This window comes from Streptomyces sp. Y7, assembly GCF_043195415.1.
In the GTDB taxonomy this organism is placed as follows: domain Bacteria; phylum Actinomycetota; class Actinomycetes; order Streptomycetales; family Streptomycetaceae; genus Streptomyces.
This window is the reverse complement of sequence record NZ_JBIDDQ010000001.1, coordinates 845,021-862,786: the sequence shown is the minus strand read 5'-3', so window position 1 is coordinate 862,786 and position 17,766 is coordinate 845,021. Positions and strand designations below refer to the sequence as shown.

At 73.5% G+C, this 17,766-nt stretch carries 11 protein-coding genes and 1 pseudogene; 7 read left to right on the top strand and 5 right to left on the bottom strand.

From position 1 onward, the window contains the following. The first annotated feature begins 120 nt into the window (after positions 1 to 120). The gene (locus tag ACGFW6_RS03595) at positions 121 to 1,452 is read left to right on the top strand and encodes a S1 family peptidase (RefSeq protein ID WP_393504240.1); all 1,332 of its coding nucleotides are present in this window, start codon (positions 121 to 123) and stop codon (positions 1,450 to 1,452) included. Between the two features lie 165 nt (positions 1,453 to 1,617). Here the strand turns inward: ACGFW6_RS03595 and ACGFW6_RS03590 are convergent, their stop codons facing one another. Then, positions 1,618 to 3,768: a SpoIIE family protein phosphatase gene (locus ACGFW6_RS03590; RefSeq protein ID WP_393504238.1), complete on the bottom strand. Its 2,151-nt coding sequence runs from the start codon at positions 3,766 to 3,768 to the stop codon at positions 1,618 to 1,620. Between the two features lie 296 nt (positions 3,769 to 4,064). Here ACGFW6_RS03590 and ACGFW6_RS03585 point away from each other — a divergent pair, with 296 nt between their 5' ends. Continuing rightward, positions 4,065 to 4,673 carry a LuxR C-terminal-related transcriptional regulator gene (locus tag ACGFW6_RS03585; protein ID WP_393504237.1) on the top strand — a complete coding sequence of 203 codons (609 nt, stop codon included), beginning with the start codon at positions 4,065 to 4,067 and terminating at the stop codon, positions 4,671 to 4,673. A gap of 237 nt (positions 4,674 to 4,910) precedes the next feature. Here the strand turns inward: ACGFW6_RS03585 and ACGFW6_RS03580 are convergent. The 4 genes and pseudogenes from ACGFW6_RS03580 to lanKC form a co-directional block, all read right to left on the bottom strand. After that, positions 4,911 to 6,209, bottom strand: a pseudogene (locus ACGFW6_RS03580) (ATP-binding cassette domain-containing protein); the annotation flags it as partial. Between the two features lie 380 nt (positions 6,210 to 6,589). After that, positions 6,590 to 8,323, bottom strand: a complete 1,734-nt coding sequence (locus ACGFW6_RS03575; RefSeq protein ID WP_393504235.1) for an ABC transporter transmembrane domain-containing protein — start codon at positions 8,321 to 8,323, stop codon at positions 6,590 to 6,592. 94 nt (positions 8,324 to 8,417) lie between these two features. After that, a complete protein-coding gene (locus tag ACGFW6_RS03570) occupies positions 8,418 to 8,528 on the bottom strand; it encodes a SapB/AmfS family lanthipeptide (RefSeq protein WP_030956464.1) in 111 nt (36 codons plus the stop codon). A gap of 47 nt (positions 8,529 to 8,575) precedes the next feature. Next, complete coding sequence (lanKC, locus tag ACGFW6_RS03565) at positions 8,576 to 11,215, bottom strand: class III lanthionine synthetase LanKC (protein WP_393504233.1); 2,640 nt, start codon at positions 11,213 to 11,215, stop codon at positions 8,576 to 8,578. A gap of 190 nt (positions 11,216 to 11,405) precedes the next feature. On the opposite strand from lanKC, the gene ACGFW6_RS03560 reads away from it, so the two are divergent. The 5 genes from ACGFW6_RS03560 (at position 11,406) to ACGFW6_RS03540 (ending at position 17,672) form a co-directional block, all read left to right on the top strand. Further along, the gene (locus ACGFW6_RS03560; RefSeq protein WP_393504231.1) at positions 11,406 to 13,856 is read left to right on the top strand and encodes a SpoIIE family protein phosphatase; all 2,451 of its coding nucleotides are present in this window, start codon (positions 11,406 to 11,408) and stop codon (positions 13,854 to 13,856) included. A gap of 94 nt (positions 13,857 to 13,950) precedes the next feature. Next, complete coding sequence (locus tag ACGFW6_RS03555; RefSeq protein ID WP_393504229.1) at positions 13,951 to 15,018, top strand: glucose-1-phosphate thymidylyltransferase; 1,068 nt, start codon at positions 13,951 to 13,953, stop codon at positions 15,016 to 15,018. Then, entirely contained in the window at positions 15,015 to 16,004 is a 990-nt protein-coding gene (gene rfbB / locus ACGFW6_RS03550) for a dTDP-glucose 4,6-dehydratase (RefSeq protein ID WP_393504227.1), read from the top strand. The genes ACGFW6_RS03555 and rfbB overlap by 4 nt, the downstream gene beginning before the upstream one ends. Next, positions 16,001 to 16,882: a dTDP-4-dehydrorhamnose reductase gene (gene rfbD, locus ACGFW6_RS03545; RefSeq protein WP_393504225.1), complete on the top strand. Its 882-nt coding sequence runs from the start codon at positions 16,001 to 16,003 to the stop codon at positions 16,880 to 16,882. The genes rfbB and rfbD overlap by 4 nt, the downstream gene beginning before the upstream one ends. Continuing rightward, the gene (locus tag ACGFW6_RS03540) at positions 16,869 to 17,672 is read left to right on the top strand and encodes a class I SAM-dependent methyltransferase (protein ID WP_393504224.1); all 804 of its coding nucleotides are present in this window, start codon (positions 16,869 to 16,871) and stop codon (positions 17,670 to 17,672) included. The genes rfbD and ACGFW6_RS03540 overlap by 14 nt, the downstream gene beginning before the upstream one ends. The last annotated feature ends 94 nt before the right edge of the window (positions 17,673 to 17,766 follow it).

The following is a 17,766-nucleotide window of genomic DNA, read 5'->3' as shown; positions in this document are numbered from 1 at the left end:
TCCGCGTAAACGGAATTGAACGCCCCACCCGGCCCGTGCGTACCAACTGCCAACCAGGCGCCCCGAAGAGCTGCCGCAGAGACGGCGGCACAGACCCCGTCCCCCAGGAGGTCGAGAAGTTTGAGTCACAAGCGAATCCCGAAGCGCAAGGCCGCGATAGCCGCGGGCAGCGTGGTGGCGCTCGGAGCGGCCGCGATCCTGCTGCCGAACGCCAACGCGTCACAGGACGGCGCGTCGGACGACGCCGCCGCTCCCAAGACCCTGAAGTCCGCGGACGCCTCGGATCTCGCCTCGCAGCTCGCGGGCCTGCTCGGCGACGCCTTCGCCGGTTCCTACTACGACGCCGAGAGCCAGCAGCTCGTCGTCAACGTCATCCCCGGCGACAACAACAACGTGATCGTCCAGGCGAAGAAGGCCGGCGCGAAGGTCCGCGAGGTCGAGAACAGCCTGTCCGAGCTGGCGTCCGGCGCGCAGACCCTGAAGTCCGAGGCGACCATCCCCGGTACGGCCTGGGCGGTCGACCCCAGAACGAACAAGATTCTCGTCACCGCCGACAGCACCGTCACCGGCGACAAGTGGGACACGCTGGAGTCGACCGTCGACAGCCTCGGTTCGGGCATGGCGACCATCAAGAAGTCGGCCGGCACCTTCAAGACGTTCCTCTCCGGCGGCGACGCGATCTTCGCCGGCGGCGCCCGCTGCTCCGCGGGCTTCAACGTCACCGCGGGCGACGGCACCCCCGCCTTCCTGACCGCCGGCCACTGCGGAGTCGCGGCCGAGCAGTGGTCGGACGCCGAGGGCGGCCAGCCGATCGCCACCGTCGACCAGGCCACCTTCCCCGGCGACGGCGACTTCGCCCTCGTCAAGTACGACGACCCGGCGACCCAGGCACCGAGCGAGGTCAACCTGGGCGACCAGACCCTCGCGATCAGCCAGGCGGCGGACGCCGAGGTCGGTCTCCAGGTCTTCCGGATGGGCAGCACCACCGGACTGAGCGACGGTCAGGTCCTCGGCCTCGACGCCACCGTGAACTACCCGGAGGGCACGGTCACCGGGCTCATCCAGACCGACGTCTGCGCCGAGCCCGGCGACAGCGGCGGCTCCCTGTTCACCCAGGACGGGCTGGCCATCGGCCTGACCTCCGGCGGCAGCGGCGACTGCACGGTCGGCGGCGAGACCTTCTTCCAGCCGGTGACCACCGCCCTGGAAGCGGTCGGCGCGACCCTCGGCGACGCCGCGGGCGGCGCGGGTGCCGGTGATGAGGCCGGCGCGGGCGACGAAGCGGGCGCCGGTGACGAGGCGGGTGCCGGCGCCGGCGAGGAAGCCGGTGCGGGTGAGGAAGCCGGAGCCGGTGAGGAGGCCGGAGCCGGAGAAGGCGTCGGCAACGGCAACGCCGACGGCACCGGCAACGGCCTCGGCGAGATCGTCGGCAACGGCGTCGGGAACAACTGACGCCCTGACACCGGCACACGGATCCCAGTGATCCGGACACATTCCGAGTGACGCGGACGCACGTGGTCCGGCCCTCCGGCGGGAGGGCCGGACCGCTCCGTTTCCGGAGCCCTCAGCCCGGCATCCCTCGGGGGCTCCCCGGCTCGGCCTCCTTCATGAGGCTCCTCAGCCGCGCGCACGCAACAGCAGCAGCGCGACGTCGTCGACCCGCTCGCGCACCGACGCGCTGTGCCGCACCAGCAGATCGGCCAGCTCGTCCAGCGGACGGTCCCCGACCTCGGTGAGCAGCCGGCCGAGGTCGGCGAGCGCGTCCTCGATGTCCACGCCGGGCGACTCGATCAGCCCGTCCGTGTACAGCACGAGCACACAGCCGGGCGTGAGGTCCACCTCCGCCGTCGGATAGGCGGGCGAACCGTCGATGCCCAGCAGCGGCCCACCGGCGAGGTCGAGCACCCGCACCTTCCCGTCCGGTCGCCTCAGCAGCGGCGGCGGATGCCCGGCACGGGCCATCACCGCACGCCCTCGCTCCGGGTCGAGCCACAGGTACAGGCAGCTGGCGAACAGATCGGAACCGAGGTCGATCAGCAGCCGGTTGGTGCTGCGCATGACCTCCTCGGGAGCGTGCCCCTCGGTCGTGTACGCCCGTACGGCGGTGCGGATCTGGCCCATCAGCCCGGCCGCCGTGACGTTGTGGCCCTGCACGTCCCCGATCACCGCGGCCGTCGGCCCCAGTTCCGTCGGCACCAGGTCGTAGAAGTCGCCGCCGATCTCCATGCCCTGGGTCGCGGGCAGATAGCGCGCGGCCGCCTCGATGCCCGGCAGCGTCGGCAGCGAGTGGGGGAGCAGGGCGGCCTGGAGTCCGTGCGCCAGCTGGTGCTTGGCGTCGTAGAGCTGGGCCCGCTCCAGCGCCTGGGCGATGAGCCCGCCCAGACTGGTCAGCACCGCGCGCTCGTCCGCCGGGAAGGGATGCCGCTCGGCGTAGGCGAGCACACAGGTGCCGACCGGCCGGCCGGAAGCGATGAGCGGGAGATACGCCCAGGCCGCGAACCCGTCGGGGGCCGCGTACCGCGGCGGATACAGCCGCTCCAGCTCCTGCCGCGAGTCGAAGAACGCGGGCACGCCGGTGCTCAGGACCTGCGCGCCCGCGGTCCGCTCGGCCAGGGGCAGCCCGTCGAACCGCTCCACGACGCGCGGGTCGGGATAACCGCGATGACCGAGGACGTGCAGCCGCCCCGAGCGCGACCCCAGGACCATCAGCCCCTGGCTGCCGACGGCCGGGGCGATCTCGTCCGCGACGAGCTGCACCACGTCCTGCACGCTCGCCGCTTCGGTGAGCGCGCCGGCCAGGCTGAGCACCTGGGAGATGGTCACCAGCCGGGACGGCGCGTCACCGGGCTGGGGCCCGCGGCGGGCCATCTCGGCCACCGCCCGTGCCCTGCTGATCCGCACGCTCAGACCGGTCGTGCTCGGATACATGCGGAAGGACAGCCAGTCACCGGGCGGGCGCAGCGCCACGAACGACGTGGTCTGCTGACTGAACAGCGCGGCCCGGTAACGGTCCTCGTAGACGGGGTCGTTCAGCCAGGGCACCGCCGCCCACAGCTGGTTGCCGAGCAGCCGGCTGACGGGCAGTCCGATCAGCTCGGCCGCCGCCGGATTGGCGAAACCGACCCGGCCGTTCAGGTCCAGCGAGCACAGGCCGTACGGCAACCGCGACACCATGCGCGCCGCCTCCACCGTGCCGAACAGTCCGGCCGAGCCGCTGAACGCCGGGCCGGCGAGCAGATCGGGCTCCGGCAGGGGCGGGCGGCTCGCCTCGAAGGCGCGCTCCAGCCGCACGGCGAGCCGTCGGCACGCGGCGGTCAGATGGTCCCGGTCCCGGTCCGACAGCTCCGGCGGATGCGAACCGGGCCAGGTCACGAAGATCGCGCCGTAGGCGGTGGTCTCGCTGGCCACGGGCAGCGCGGCCAGCGCGAACGGATACGGCAGCACCACCGCGATCCGCGGAAAGCGGGCCGCCATCTCCTCCTCGCCGGAGATCCAGACGAGCCGCCGCTCACGGACCGCCTCGGCGACCGGGATCGGCGCGCTCAGCCCGACCCGCTCCCACGGTGCCGCGAACGCCCGGGGCAGCCCGGCCATCACGGCCATCTCCAGCACGGGCTCGTCGGCCGCGAGCAGGTAGACCCCACCGGAGTGCGCGTGCACCTCGTCCATCATGGAGGCCAGCGCCAGGGACAGCAGAGGCCGGCCGACCCGCGTGCGCGGGGTCGCCGGAGCCTGGGCGGACGTCTGTCCGTCGGACACGCCGACCACCTCCTCCGCGGAGCCGCGCGACGGTCCCAGGGCTCAAATCTCCCCCCAGAAGGCGCGCCGCGCACGGCGAGCGGCGCCCCGCGGGCCGGGAGAGGGCCCGCCCTTACCCCATGGCTGCGCGCCCATGCCCCCGCAGTCGATGCGCGATGCGGCGTATGGGCGCCTCGCGTGCGCCCCCGCGCAACCTGATGGCCGGTTCTTCGCGCCCGTGGGAGGTCATGAACGCCAACAATGGGGCACGCGCTCTACACCATGAAAGCGACGGAAGCGGCGAACGGCGAGCTGGAGGGGCGGCAGTGATCCGTGTCCTTGTGGTGCACGACGCGTGTCTGGTGCGATCGGTGCTGGCGGAGTGGTTACGCAGACAACCTGACCTGGAGGTCTGCGACACCCCCTGGCGCAACGCCCCCGCACGTGTGCGATCGGTACGCCCGGACGTGTGCGCGGCGGACCTGGAGTACTCGGACGCGTACGGCATCCCGCCGCTCGGCGAGCTGCGGACCCGGGAGATCGGCCGCACTCCGCCGCACCTTCTCGTCCTGGCCGGCGCGAGGCGGCCGGGGCTGCTCCGGCGGGCCCTGGAGGCGGGGGCGCTCGGCTACGTCGACAAGGAGGGCTCACCGGACAATCTCGTGCGCGCGATCCGCCGCGTGGCTCAGGGGGAACGTTTCGTCGACGACTCGCTGGGCTTCGGCTTCCTCAAGGCCGCCGAGATGCCGCTGACCCGGCGCGAACTCAGCGTGTTATCCCTCGCCGCCGAAGGCGCGTCCGTCGCGGAGATCGCGGGGAGCCTGCACCTGTCCCACGGGACCGTGCGCAACTACATGGCGGCCATCACCCGCAAGACCGGAGCCCGCAACCGCATCGACGCCATCCGGATCTCGCAGGGCGAGGGATGGCTCTGAGCCCTCGTGCCCCGAGGGCGTCCAGGCACCGACGAGCTCGCGGTAGCGGGCCGAGCGGCTCACCAGCTCGTCGTGCGTTCCGTACGCCGTGTCGCGGCCGTCCATCATCAGCACCCGGTCCGCGCGCCGGGCCGAGGTGATGCGGTGGGCGACGACGACCAGGGTGCCGCCGGGACGGGCCGCGAAGGCGCGTTCCGCGCGTTCCTCCGCCGCCGGATCCAGGTGAGAGGTCGCCTCGTCCAGCAGGGCCAGCGGGGCGTGCGAGAGGTAGGCCCTGGCCAGCGCTATCAGCTGCCGCTCGCCGGCCGAGAGCGCCGTCGGGTCGACCCGGCCGTCCGGCCCGCCCAGCGCTTCGAGCAGCGGTACGAGCCCCACCGCGCGGGCCGCCGCGAGGATCTCCTCCTCGGGGACGGGGTCCGGCCGCAGCTGGGCGAGGTTCTCGGCGAGGCTGCCGGTGAACACGTACGCCTCCTGCGGAATGAGCACCCGCCTCGCGAGGGCGTCCGGCCCCGGCACGACCTGCCCGCACACCCGCACCCGGCCGCACCGCGGCTCCAGGAGCCCGGCCACCAACGCCGTCAGCGTCGACTTCCCGATCCCGCTCGGTCCGACGACGGCCAGGTGCGAGCCGGAGGGGACGGTCAGGTCGAGGTCCTCGATGACGGGGACCGCGGTGGGGCCGTAGGCGAAGGTCACGCAGGACAGAGCCACGGCGGGCGGTTCGGTCGGGGGCCGGGGGCTCCCCGGGGGACGAGAGGCGCGGGCCCGGGCGGCCACCGCGGGTACGGAGGGGGCGTCACGGGCGGTCGGGGCGAGGGCGCGCGTCGGCAGGCTCTCGTCGGCCCGGCCCCGGGCCTGTTCCCCGTCGCCGTCGGCCCGGCGCTGTCCCCCGTCGCCGTCGGCCTGGCCTTGGTCCCCGTCCGCCTGGCCCTGGGTTCCGTCGCCGTCGGCCCGGCCCTGTTCCCGGTCGCCGTCGGCCCCGTGCCGCGGGCCTGTCTCCTGCGGGGCCAGACGCCGTAGCACCACGGTCAGTCGTGAACCGCTGGTACCCAGCCCGTGGACGAGGTTGTGCAGGGCGGGCAGGAGGGACTGGGTGACGTAGGCCAGGGCGCCGACCAGGGCGCCGGTGGTGACGCCGTGCCGCAGCAGCCAGGGGGCCGTGGCCAGCAGCAGCACGAGCGGGAGCTGCCCGCCGAGGGCGAGGGCGGCGACACGTACGACGCCGAACCGGGCCAGGGAACCCGCGGCCCGCTGCTCGGCGTCCACCAGGCGCCCCACGTCGGCGGCGGTCCGGTCCTCCGCACCCGACGCCGTGATGTCCCGCAGCCCGGGGCACACGGCACCGAACCGGTCGGCCAGCGCCTCGTCGGCCGCGAGGAACGCCTCCTGCCGGCGGGCCAGCGGCCGCAGCGTCACCGCGAACAGACCGACGCCCGCGGCGAGCGGAGGCAGCACGACGAGCAGCAGCAGCGGGGCGAGCGAGAACAGGCCCGCGAGCGCGCCGACGGCGGTGAAGACGAACGACCGCGAGACCATCACCAGCCCGGCGAAGGTGTCCCGTGCGATCTCCACCTGCTGGGTGAGCCCCGACAGCGCCCCACGGTCCGCCGTACGCACCCCGCGGGCCACGACCCGCCGCACGAGCAGGTCCCTGAGCGGTTCGACCAGCGCCGCGACCGCCGCGTACACACGCGCCGTGCCGTACGCGCCCACCACGACACCCAGTCCGGCGACACCGAGCCACGCGAGCCCGGTCGCCGTACGCCCCGGTAGGAACCCGTCGTCCAGCGCGCGGGCCGGGGCGTAGCCGATGAGGAAGCTCTGCCCCGTCTCCAGCACCGACCAGAGGCCGAGCCGTACGACGACGCGCCACCGGGCCCGCAGGAATCGCAGCCCACGGGTGGGCAGACGGCCGCTCACGAGCGGGTCCCGGCGGCCGGCGGTGCGGGGTCTGCCGTGGTTCCCGTGAGCGCCTCCCGGTACGCGGGGTCCCCCCACAGCTCCGCGTGCCGGCCCACCGCCCGCACCCGCCCGCCGTCCAGCCATGCCACGGCGTCGGCCCGGGCCGCGGTGGCCGCCCGGTGGGCGATGAGCAGACGGGTGGCGGAGGAGTCGCCGCCGGCCAGCGCCCGGGTGATGCGGGCCTCCGTCACCGTGTCCAGGCTGGACAGCGCGTCGTCGAGGATCAGCAGGCGGCCACCGTGGGCGAACGCCCGGGCGAGACCGAGGCGTTGGGACTCGCCGCCCGAGCGCGGGGCGTCGGCCAGGGCGGTGGCGTACCCCGCCGGCAGGCGTATGACGAAGTCGTCGGCGTGGGCGGTGCGGGCGGCCTGCCGGACCCGGGCGGGGGAGGGGGCGGTGAGCGCGAGGCCGATCGCGTCCTCGACCGTGCCGCCCAGCAGGACGGGGCGTTCGAACGCGTAGGCGACGGCGCCGCGCAGACCGTCACGGGTCAGGTCGCGCAGCGGTACCCCGTCGAGCAGGACCTCGCCGTCGTCCGGGTCGGCGAGCCGTCCGGCGAGGGCCGCGAGCACCGACTTGCCCGTGCCGGAGCGGCCCACCACCGCGAGGGTGGTGCCGCCGGGCACGACCAGGTCGACGCCGTCCAGCACGACGTGTCCGCCGCGCCGGGCCGTCACGCCGCGCAGCTCCAGCCGGCCGGGCCCGGGAGGCAGCCGGCGCGTGCCGTGCGCCGGGGTGGGCAGGGCGACGACCTCGCCGAGGCGTCCGGTCGCCGCCCGGGCCCGGGCCACCGCCGCGAGCTGTGCGACCAGCAGGCCGACGCCGGTCGCCAGGACCGCGTAGCGGGAGGCGGCGAGCACCTCGCCGACGGACAGCCGGTGGCGGGCGAGCAGCGCGCCGGCGACGGCGATCACGCCGAGTTGCAGGAGCGGGGCCACGGCGACGGCCTGGGCGGCGGCCCTGCCCTGCACCCGCCACATGCGGTGCCCCGCGCGGGAGAGTTCGGGCAGCGGCCGCAGGATCCGAGCTGTCTCCCGGTCCGCCGCGCCGGCCGCCGCGATGGTGCGGTGACCGTCGACGGCCTCGGCGAGCGCGGCCGCGATCCGGCCCTGTTCCCGCTGGTAGTCGGTCGCGCACCGGGAGGTGTCCCGGGCGAACGCCCGCAGCAGCAGGGCGAGTACCGGGGCCCCGGCGAGGAACGCTGCCGCGAGCCACGGGTCGATCAGGGCGAGGGCGGCGATGCCCCCGACCGGTCCGGCGAGCGCGGCGAGCAGGATGGCGCGGGCGGCCGTCGCGGTGCCGGCCTGCGCGGCGTTGCCGACGAGCCGGGCCACCAGGTCGCCCGCCCCGAAGCGGCCCCCCGCCCGTGGGCCCATGGCCAGGACGTGCCCGGTGAGCCGGTGGCGCAGCCAGGCCGTGGTGCGGGCGTCGACGGTGCCGACCAGAACGCTCTGGAGCGCGTCGAGCAGGGCCAGCGCGACGACGAGTGCGGCGCAGCACAGCACCCAGGCCGTCGCGGGGGTGCCCGCCAGCAGAAGGTCCAGGGTGCGGCCGAGCGCGGCGGGCAGCAGCAGCCCCGCACCGGTCGCGGCGGTGCTCACCAGGACCAGCGTCACGGTGCGGGCGCGGCTGTGCCGGCCGGCCGAGCGGGCCAGGGTCCGGGAAGGGTCGTCGGCAGGGGTGGTCATGCTGCTCCGGCCTTGTTCCGCGGTGCTGAAAAAGGGCCCGGACGGCCCCTCCGCAGAGGAGGGGAACCGCCCGGAACCGTCACTGCACGAAGTGTCAGAGACAGAGGCTGATGCTGGCCTGGCTGGCGCAGAGCAGCAGGCTGAGCGTGCTGCCGCCGCCGGTGTGCTGCTCGGTCTCCATCGTCTGCAGGTCGAGAAGTGCCATCTCGTTTCCTCTCCTTCTCATGGGGACGGGGTGGTGTCACGACTCCGTCAGTTCGCGGAGCCGCGTTCTGTGTGCCGCGCAAGCGGCGGCAGGAAGGGCAGGTGGGCCGGTGCCGCACCCGCCTCGTCGGTGCCGAGGGCCGCACGGAGAGCCAGCAGACAGCCGGCCGTTCCGGTGCCCAGGTCCATGGAGAGCCGCATCATCTGGTGCCCGGGGAAGGCCAGTTGGCCCTGGTAGGACATCGCGTACCAGCCGAGCCCGGCGATCTGGGCGGCGAGCCGGTCCGCGTTCGCGCCCGGCGTGGTCGTACGGCTGAGGTGCAGGATCATCCCGGCACGGCCCTGGAACAGGCCGGGCTGGGCGTAGAAGCGGGAGGTGGCGGCGGTGAGGATGCCGGCCCGGGCACGCTCGAACACGTCGGTGTCGTCGTCCGCGCGGGCGAGGTAGTCGTCGAGGACCATGCCCACGCCCACGCTGCCGTCGCCCAGGTAGGGCATGCTCCGCCAGCCCTCGTCGACCTCCAGCGAGCCGCCCTTCTGCTCGACGCAGCAGGCGAGGTCCCGGCGCAGTGCCTCGCCGGCCGCGTCCAGCAGTGCACGTTCGCCGGTCCGCTCGTGACGCCGCAGCAGGAACAGCGCGGGCCCGCTCGCACCCCGCAGCAGCCCGGCACGCGGGCGTTGGCCGTCCGGGACCGGTTCGGCGAGACGCCGGACGAGGATGTCCGCGGCCTCCGCGGCCCGCTCGCGCAGCTCCGGCTCGCCGGTGGTGTGTGCCAGGTCGTCCAGGACCAGGCCCAGCCCGGCCAGCCCGCCCCGCAGGTCGGAGGAGAGCCGCTGCCACCGCTCGCGCAGGATCGTGTCCATCAGGTCCAGGGCGCGCTGCCGGTGACCCAGCAGACCGAGGACGTGGGCCACCCCCGCGAGTCCGTCGTACAGGCCCAGCGGGGTGCCGGACGGAGGCGGGTCCGTGCGGTCCAACAGCCAGCGCTCGCCCTCGTCGTAGCGTTCGGCGCCGCATGCCGCGAGGGCGTACAGCACGCCGGCCGCGCCATGGGCCAGGCCCAGTCCGCCGCCGTCGGAGAACTGGCCGATGTCGCCGGGGAAGAGCCGGTCCTCGCGCTCCGGGGTGGCCGAGGCGAGCAGCGCCTTGACCATCGAGTCGCGGCTGTAGGGCCAGTCGCCGGGCTCCACGAACGACGCCGGGACGGAGCGGGGTGCGGACGGCGTCGGCGGGCGGCCGGCGGGCACGTCCCGGGTGATCTCGGTGACCGCCTCGTCGAGGAACTGCCGTGGCACGTCCGGGAACCGGTCCGCGATCACCTCCGCCAGATGCGCCGCCTTGCCGCGGTCCACGACGAACAACGTGGTGACCGGCAGGAACATCGCCAGCCGCAGACAGGCCAGCGCGTAGCGGTCGACGTCCGCGCCCCTGCGGTCCGGCGGGGCCATGAAGCCGGGGTGGGCGACGACCTGCCGGCCGTTCTCACCGACCTGCGCCGCCGCCTCGAAGTCGAGGAGGGACACCGACTCCTCGTCCGGGGCGACCATGATGTTGAAGACATGCAGGTCGTTGAAGACGATCCCGCGCGCGTGCACCGCCTCCACGGCACGCTCGACCGCTCCGTGGATGCGCAGCGCCCAGGCCGTGTAGTCGGCCACCGCGCGCGGGTCGGGGTCCGGGCCGATCAACGGGTGGCGTTCGGCGAAGAACGAGTTCAGCGGGCGCCCCGGCACGAAGTCCATCACCAGGAAGCGGTGGTCGCCGAGCAGGAACCAGTCCCGTACCTCGGGCACCACCCCGGTGCCCGCCAACTGCTCCAGCGCGAACTTCTCCCGCTCCAGCCGGGCGACGGCGTCCGCCCCGTCCGCGGCGAGCCCCGCGTGCGGCCGGCCCTCCTTCAGCACGACCTTGCGACCGTCACGCGTGTCGGTGCCCGCGTACACCCCGCCGCCGTTGGAGAAGTGCAGCGCCTTCTCGATGCGGTACGGCAGCTCGCCGACGGTCGTGGTGTTGCGGGCCGCGAGATGCGGGGCCAGGAAGGCCGGCAGCGTCACCCACTCGGGCACCTGGAACGACGGCGCCCGCCGGTCCGGCACCAGCCGTCCCTCGCCGTCCCGCACCGCGGGCACCAGCGAACCGCGCTCGTCGACGACGAACAGCCGCGCGAAGGCGCCGTACCGGACGTACAGCGGACCCTCGCCCCAACGCAGGTCGGTCAGGACGTACGGCCCCTCGAAGCCCTCCAGCAGCCGGCCCAGTTCCCGCAGCACCGTGTGGAGTTGCTCGTCGTCGGCCGGATAGACGGTGACGAACTTGCCGCTGGAGTCCCGGCCCGCGTACTTGGCGTTGCGCAGATGCAGCAGGTGCGGGCCCGGCACGAACTTGAAGGCGACACCCCGCGGCACGCAGTAGTCCCACACGATCCGCGCGATCCGCTCGGCGTTCGCGAGGGTCGCCGAGACATGGATCTTCCAGCCCTGGGCGCGGTCCGGCAGCGCGGTGCCGTCCGGGCCGAGCGGCGCGAGGTTCAGCCAGTCGCCGGTCCGCGCGGCCCGCCAGCCCTCGGGCGCCTCGCGCCGCGCTGTCTCGTACAGCGGCGCGGCTCCCGTGCCGTCGGCGGACAACCGGTCCGGCGTCTCGTAGAAGTGCCTGTCCGCCAGCGCGTACACCTCGTAGCGCTTGTCCATACGTCCCCCCTCCGCAGGCCCGGCACAGAGCCTTCCAGCGGGCCGGTGGCCACGGACAGTCACGTCTGTCACGAGATCACCGTGCGGAACGCATGCGTAAAGACATGTTCGGCTCGTTTTCGAGCGCCGTACGGGTTTCGGCTGCACGGAACGCTCACAGGGGCTGCGCGGGTGGCTCATAAGCGCTGTAATGGCGGACGTGGTCAGTGAGGGCACCGCGGGAGGCAGGACGAGAAGTCTGCGCGCCGAAGGGGCCCTGAAGGCGCTTTCCGAGGACCCCGACTCGCCCGACCGGCTGCGACGGGTCCTGGAACAGGCGCTCGTCTTCGCCGGAGCGACCCTGGCCGCGGTGTACACACCTAGTGAGGACGGCGAGTTGCTCTGCCTCGCCGAGGCCGCGGGCGTGCCCCGCACCCTGTACGGGCTGCGCGACGGATACGCGCCGACCGGAAGCTCCCCGCTCGCCGACGCCCGGCGCACCGGCCGCGCCGTCTGGCTCGGCCCGGAACAACTCGCCGGGCGCGCGGAGTCCCGGCGTGCCCCGTCCCAGGACTTCTCCCTGGCCGTCCTGCCCGCCGAGGGCGACGGCGGCTGCCTGCTGGCCGTGAGCGAGCGCCTCGGCGGCTTCGACGCCGAGGACCGCAGGTGCCTGGAGCTGGTCGCCGCGGCCATCACCTACCCCGCCCCGGCCGCGGCCTTCGAAGGGGGCGAACTGCCGGTCAACGCGTTCAGCCTCGCCATGGACACCGGCCGCGTCGAGGTCGGCGACGGTCTCCTCGGACTGTTCGGCATCGGACCGCAGCAGTTCGACGGCAGGGTCGAGACCCTGCTGGGCCTCACCGTCCCGGAGGACCTGCCGTCACTGATGTCGGTCGTCGAGGCCGACCACATGTCCATCGGCGACCGTGAACTGGAGTTCCGGGTCCTCCAGCCCGCCGGCCCGCCCAGATGGCTCAGGCTGCGCGGCCGCCTGCTGCCCGGCGGCGAGGGCCGCCCGGCCCGGCTCGTCGGCACCGTCGCCGACGCCTCCACCCTGCGCCCCGAAGTCACCGACGTGGCCCGCGTCCAGCGCCTCGCCGCGGCCCTCGCCACCGCCGGCACCGTCCGCGACGTCAGCCACGCCGTCGTCACCGCCCTGCGCAAGCCGCTGCGCGCCGACCGCATCGCCCTCGCCGAGCTGGAGCACGACCGTCTCGTCGTGACCGTGCTCGACCCGCCCGAACCCGAGTCCTGGCCGGAGCTGTGGCGCCTGGAGTGGCGCACCGAGTGGCCGGACGCGCCCGTGCGCGCCATGCCCACCCTCGCCGCGGCACTGCGCGAGGGCCGGGCCCGGATCTGGCCGGCCGGCACTCCGCTGGAACCCGCCCTCGCCGACGTCGGCCCCGGCGGGCTGGCCGTCCTGCCGCTGCCCGCCGGGGGCCGGATGGCCGGCGCCTGCCTCATCGGCTGGGACACCCCGCACGAGTTCGGCCCCGACGAACGGGCCCTGCTCACCGCCTCCGCGGGCCTCGCCGGCCAGGCGCTGATGCGTGCCCACGCCTTCGACGCCGAACACGAACTCGTCGGCATGCTCCAGCGGCAGCTGCTGCCCCGCCGGCTGCCCCGGCTGCCCGGCGCGGAGGCCGTCGCCCGCTATCTGCCCACCACGGCAGGACTGGAGGTCGGCGGCGACTGGTACGACCTGATCCCGCTGCCCGACAACCACGTCGCCCTCGTCATCGGCGACGTCCAGGGCCACAGCGCGGCCGCCGCCACCCTCATGGGGCAGATGCGCACCGCACTGCGCGCCTACGCCGCCGAAGGGCACCCCCCGGACGTCGTCGTGCACCACGCCAACCGCCTGCTGATGGACATGGAGACCGATCTCTTCGCCACCTGCTGCTACGTCGACGTCGACCTGGAGGAGGGCTCCGGCTGGTGCGTGCGGGCCGGACACCTCCCGCCGGTCCTGCGCCGGCCGGACGGCGGCACGGAGATCGCCGAGGCGGAGGGCGGCCCGCCGCTCGGTGTGCTGCGGCAGGCCGACTTTCCGATGAGCCCGCTCCGGCTGACCCCGGGCACCATCGTCGCGCTGACCACGGACGGCCTCGTCGAGTCCGCCCAGGACGACATCGACACCGGCATGGACCGGCTCGCCCGTGAACTCGCCCGCTCCGACCCCGCCCACCTCGGCCTCGTCGCCGACGCCCTGCTCGTCGGCGCCCGCCGCGACGACGACATCGCCCTGCTCCTGCTGCGCTACGACGGCATGGCCGTACGGCCCCTGCGCGAGAGCTGGACCGTCTGGCGCGTCCCGGAGGCCGTCGGACACGCCCGCCGCTTCACCCGCCGCACCCTGCGGGCCTGGGGCGTGGCGCAGCGGGAGGCGGACACCGTGCTGCTCGTCGTGTCCGAACTCGTCACCAACGCCCTCGTGCACACCGATGGCCGAGTCCGCCTCGATCTGACGCGCGTCAACGACCGGGTCCGCGTCGCGGTCGCCGACGCCTCGCCCCGCAGCCCGGTCAAGCCCACCAGCCTGAGCTGGGAGGCGACCGGCGGGCGCGGAATCCTGCTGGTCGAGGCCATGTCGACAACGTGGGGCACCGTGCCGGTCAGTGGCGGAAAACAGGTGTGGAGCGAGATCGTCGCCGACGACTGAAGCTCCGATTCCGGTGAACACCGGGCAGCCCCGGGATGGCGCAGAGGCCAACCGAACCCATCAAAATGGCGGAATCGCGGCTAAGGTGAAGCAGATGAAGGCTCTTGTGCTGTCCGGCGGTGCCGGTACGCGCCTGAGGCCGATCACGCACACTTCGGCCAAACAGCTCGTGCCGGTGGCAAACAAACCCGTGCTCTTCTATGGGCTGGAATCCATCGCCGCGGCCGGCATCACCGACGTCGGTGTGATCGTCGGTGACACCGCCGCGGAGATCCAGGACGCCGTGGGCGACGGATCCAAATTCGGCCTGGAGATCACCTACATCCCCCAGGAACGCCCCCTTGGGCTGGCGCACGCCGTGCAGATCGCCCGGGACTACCTGGGCGACGACGACTTCGTCATGTACCTCGGCGACAACTTCATCGTCGGCGGCATCGCCGACCTCGTGGAGGAGTTCCGCGGCAACCGCCCCGACGCCCAGATCCTGCTGACCCATGTGCAGGACCCCCGTTCTTTCGGCGTTGCCGAACTGGACGAGGCGGGCCAGGTCGTGGGCCTGGAGGAGAAACCCGAACACCCCAAGAGCGACCTCGCGCTGGTCGGTGTCTATCTGTTCACCCCGGTCATCCATGACGCGGTCCGCTCCATCACCCCGTCCTGGCGCGGCGAACTGGAGATCACCCACGCCATCCAGCACCTGATCGACTCCCACGCCGACGTGCGCTGCACCGTCATCCAGGGCTACTGGAAGGACACCGGGAACGTCGCCGACATGCTGGAGGTGAACCGGACCGTCCTGGAGAGCCTCAGCCGGCGCATCGACGGCGAGGTCGACGAGGCGTCGGAGGCCGTCGGGCGCGTCGTCGTCGAGGAAGGGGCACGCGTCGTCAACTCGCGCATCGTCGGCCCCGCCGTCGTCGGCGCCGGCACCGTCGTGGAGGACTCCTTCGTCGGCCCGTTCACCTCGATCGCCGAGAACTGCCGCGTCGTCGACAGCGAGCTGGAGTTCTCCATCGTGCTGCGGGACTCCACCATCCACGGGGTGGGCCGCATCGAGTCCTCGCTCATCGGCCGGCACGCCGAGGTCACCCCGGCGCCCAGCGTCCCCAGCGCCCACCACCTCGTCCTCGGCGACCACAGCAAGGTGCAGATCCACACATGAACCTTCTCGTCACCGGCGCCGCCGGCTTCATCGGATCGACCTACGTCCGCACCCTGCTCGCCCGCGACGCACCGGACGCGCCCGACGCGCCACGCGTCACCGTGCTGGACAAGCTCACCTACGCCGGCACCCTCGACAACCTCGAACTCGACCACCCCCGGCTGGAGTTCGTCCGCGGGGACATCCGGGACGCCGAACTGGTCGACAAACTGATGGCCGAGGCCGACCAGGTGGTGCACTTCGCCGCCGAGTCCCACGTCGACCGTTCGATCGACGGCGCCGGCGACTTCGTCCTCACCAACGTCGTCGGCACCCAGACCCTGCTGGACGCGGCCCTGCGCTACCGCGTCGAACCCTTCGTGCACATCTCCACCGACGAGGTCTACGGCTCCGTCGAGGCGGGCTCCTCCACCGAGGAGGACCTCCTGCGGCCCAGCTCGCCGTACTCCGCCTCCAAGGCCTCCTCCGACCTGCTCGCCCTGGCCTACCACCGCACCCACGGCCTCGACGTGCGCGTCACCCGCTGCTCCAACAACTACGGCCCGCACCAGTTCCCCGAGAAGGTCGTCCCGCTGTTCATCACCAACCTCCTCGACGGCGAGCAGGTGCCCCTCTACGGCGAGGGACTCAACGTGCGGGACTGGCTGCACGTCGACGACCACTGCCAGGGCATCGAACTCGTCCGCGCCAAGGGCCGCCCCGGCGAGATCTACAACATCGGCGGCGGCACCGAACTGAGCAACCGGGACCTCACCGGGCTGCTGCTGACGGCCTGCGGCGCCGACTGGGACCGGGTGCGGCACGTCGAGGACCGCAAGGGCCACGATTTGCGCTACTCCGTCGACTGGACCAAGGCCCGCACCGAACTCGGCTACCGGCCCCGCCACGACTTCACCGCCGGCCTCGCCACCACCGTCGAGTGGTACCGCGACCACCGCTCCTGGTGGGAGCCGCTGAAACGGCGCGCCGGTGAGGAGCACGGATGAGGTGGCTGGTCACCGGCGCGGGCGGCATGCTCGGCCACGACCTCGTCGGCGAACTCCGCGCCCGCGGCGAGCAGGTGACCGCCCTCGACCACGCCGCCCTCGACATCACCGCCCCCGAGTCCGTCGAGCGCGCCTTCGCCGCCCACCGCCCCGACCTGCTCGTGAACTGCGCCGCCTACACGGCCGTCGACGACGCGGAACAGGACGAGGCACAAGCCCTGCGCGTCAACGGCGACGGCCCGCGCCTCCTCGCCAGGGCCTGCGCCGCCCACGGGACCCGACTGATCCACGTCTCCACCGACTACGTCTTCGCCGGAGACGCCGGCACCCCCTACCCGGAGGACGAGCCCCCGGCGCCCCGCACCGCCTACGGCCGCACCAAACTGGCCGGTGAGCAGGGTGTCGTGGACGAACTCCCGGACGCGAGCGCGGTGGTGCGCACGGCCTGGCTGTACGGCGTCCACGGCCGCAGCTTCGTCCGTACGATGATCGAGCTCGAGGCCCGCCTGGACACCGTGGACGTCGTCGACGACCAGCGCGGGCAGCCCACCTGGAGCGCCGACGTCGCCGCTTTCCTCGCCGACCTCGGCCCACGGATCGGCGGCGGCACGACCGGCGTCCTGCACGCCACCAACTCCGGTGCGGCCACCTGGTACGACCTGGCCCGGGAGGTGTTCCGGCTCCTGGACGCCGACCCCGACCGGGTACGCCCCGTCAGCAGCGCGGCCTTTCCCCGGCCCGCGCCCCGCCCCGCGTACAGCGTCCTCGCGCACGGCCGCCGGCAGCGGCTCGGCCTCGCACCGGCGCGCGACTGGCGCACCGCCCTGCACGAAGCACTGCCCCGGATCCGCAAGGAGACCCTTCGTGAAACGCCATGAGTTCCTGAAGGAACTGCACAAGGTCAGCGGCAACCGCAACTACCTGGAGATCGGCGTCAACGACGGCCGCAGTCTCCGGCTCTCCCGCGTCCCCACCATCGCCGTCGACCCCGCCTTCAAGGTCGTCACGGAGATCCGCTGCGACGTCCACCTGGTCAAGGCCACCAGCGACGACTTCTTCGCCCGCGCCAAACCGCTCATCCACCTCAAGGGCGGCCGTCATCCGCTGCGGAACCTGCGCCGGGGGCGCCCTCCGTTCGCCTACTGGCGGCGTACCGTCCTCGACCTGTCGTTCATCGACGGGATGCACCTGTTCGAGTACGCGCTGCGGGACTTCATGAACATCGAACGGCACTCGGACTGGACGAGTGTGATCGTCTTCGACGACATGCTGCCGCGCAACGTCGACGAGGCCGCCCGCGACCGGCACACCGGCGCGTGGACGGGCGACGTGTACAAGCTCGCCGAGATCCTCGGGCGGTACCGCCCCGATCTGGTGACGGTCCTCGTCGACACCCAGCCCACCGGGCAGCTCGTCGTGTTCGGCGCCGATCACCGCAACACGGTGCTGCGCGACCGGTACGACGAGATCGTCGCCGAGTACGACGTGCCCGATCCGCAGAAGGTGCCCGAGACGATCCTGGACCGCGGTGCGGCGGTGGCGCCGGAGGCGCTGCTCGGGGCGAGCTTCTGGAAGCCGTTGGCGCGGGCCCGGCGGCTGGGTGTGGGGCGGTCGCGGGGGTGGGAGCCGCTGCGGGCGTCCGTCGAGCGGGTTGCCTCCGGCGGTTGAGCGGGTTGCCTCCGGCGGTTGAGCCGGTTGTGGGTGGTGGCGGGTTCTGTCGTCGGGTGGCCGCGGGTTCGCCGTGGCTTGTCGCGCAGTTCCC

Excerpts from the sequence above, each read along its gene's own strand:
- rfbB (WP_393504227.1), top strand. The coding sequence starts at position 15,015 with ATGAACCTTCTCGTCACCGGCGCCGCCGGCTTCATCGGATCGACCTAC.
- ACGFW6_RS03570 (WP_030956464.1), bottom strand. The coding sequence starts at position 8,528 with ATGGCACTTCTCGACCTGCAGACGATGGAGACCGAGCAGCACACCGGC.
- ACGFW6_RS03560 (WP_393504231.1), top strand. The coding sequence starts at position 11,406 with ATGGCGGACGTGGTCAGTGAGGGCACCGCGGGAGGCAGGACGAGAAGT.
- ACGFW6_RS03575 (WP_393504235.1), bottom strand. The coding sequence starts at position 8,323 with ATGACCACCCCTGCCGACGACCCTTCCCGGACCCTGGCCCGCTCGGCC.
- lanKC (WP_393504233.1), bottom strand. The coding sequence starts at position 11,215 with ATGGACAAGCGCTACGAGGTGTACGCGCTGGCGGACAGGCACTTCTAC.
- ACGFW6_RS03555 (WP_393504229.1), top strand. The coding sequence starts at position 13,951 with ATGAAGGCTCTTGTGCTGTCCGGCGGTGCCGGTACGCGCCTGAGGCCG.
- rfbD (WP_393504225.1), top strand. The coding sequence starts at position 16,001 with ATGAGGTGGCTGGTCACCGGCGCGGGCGGCATGCTCGGCCACGACCTC.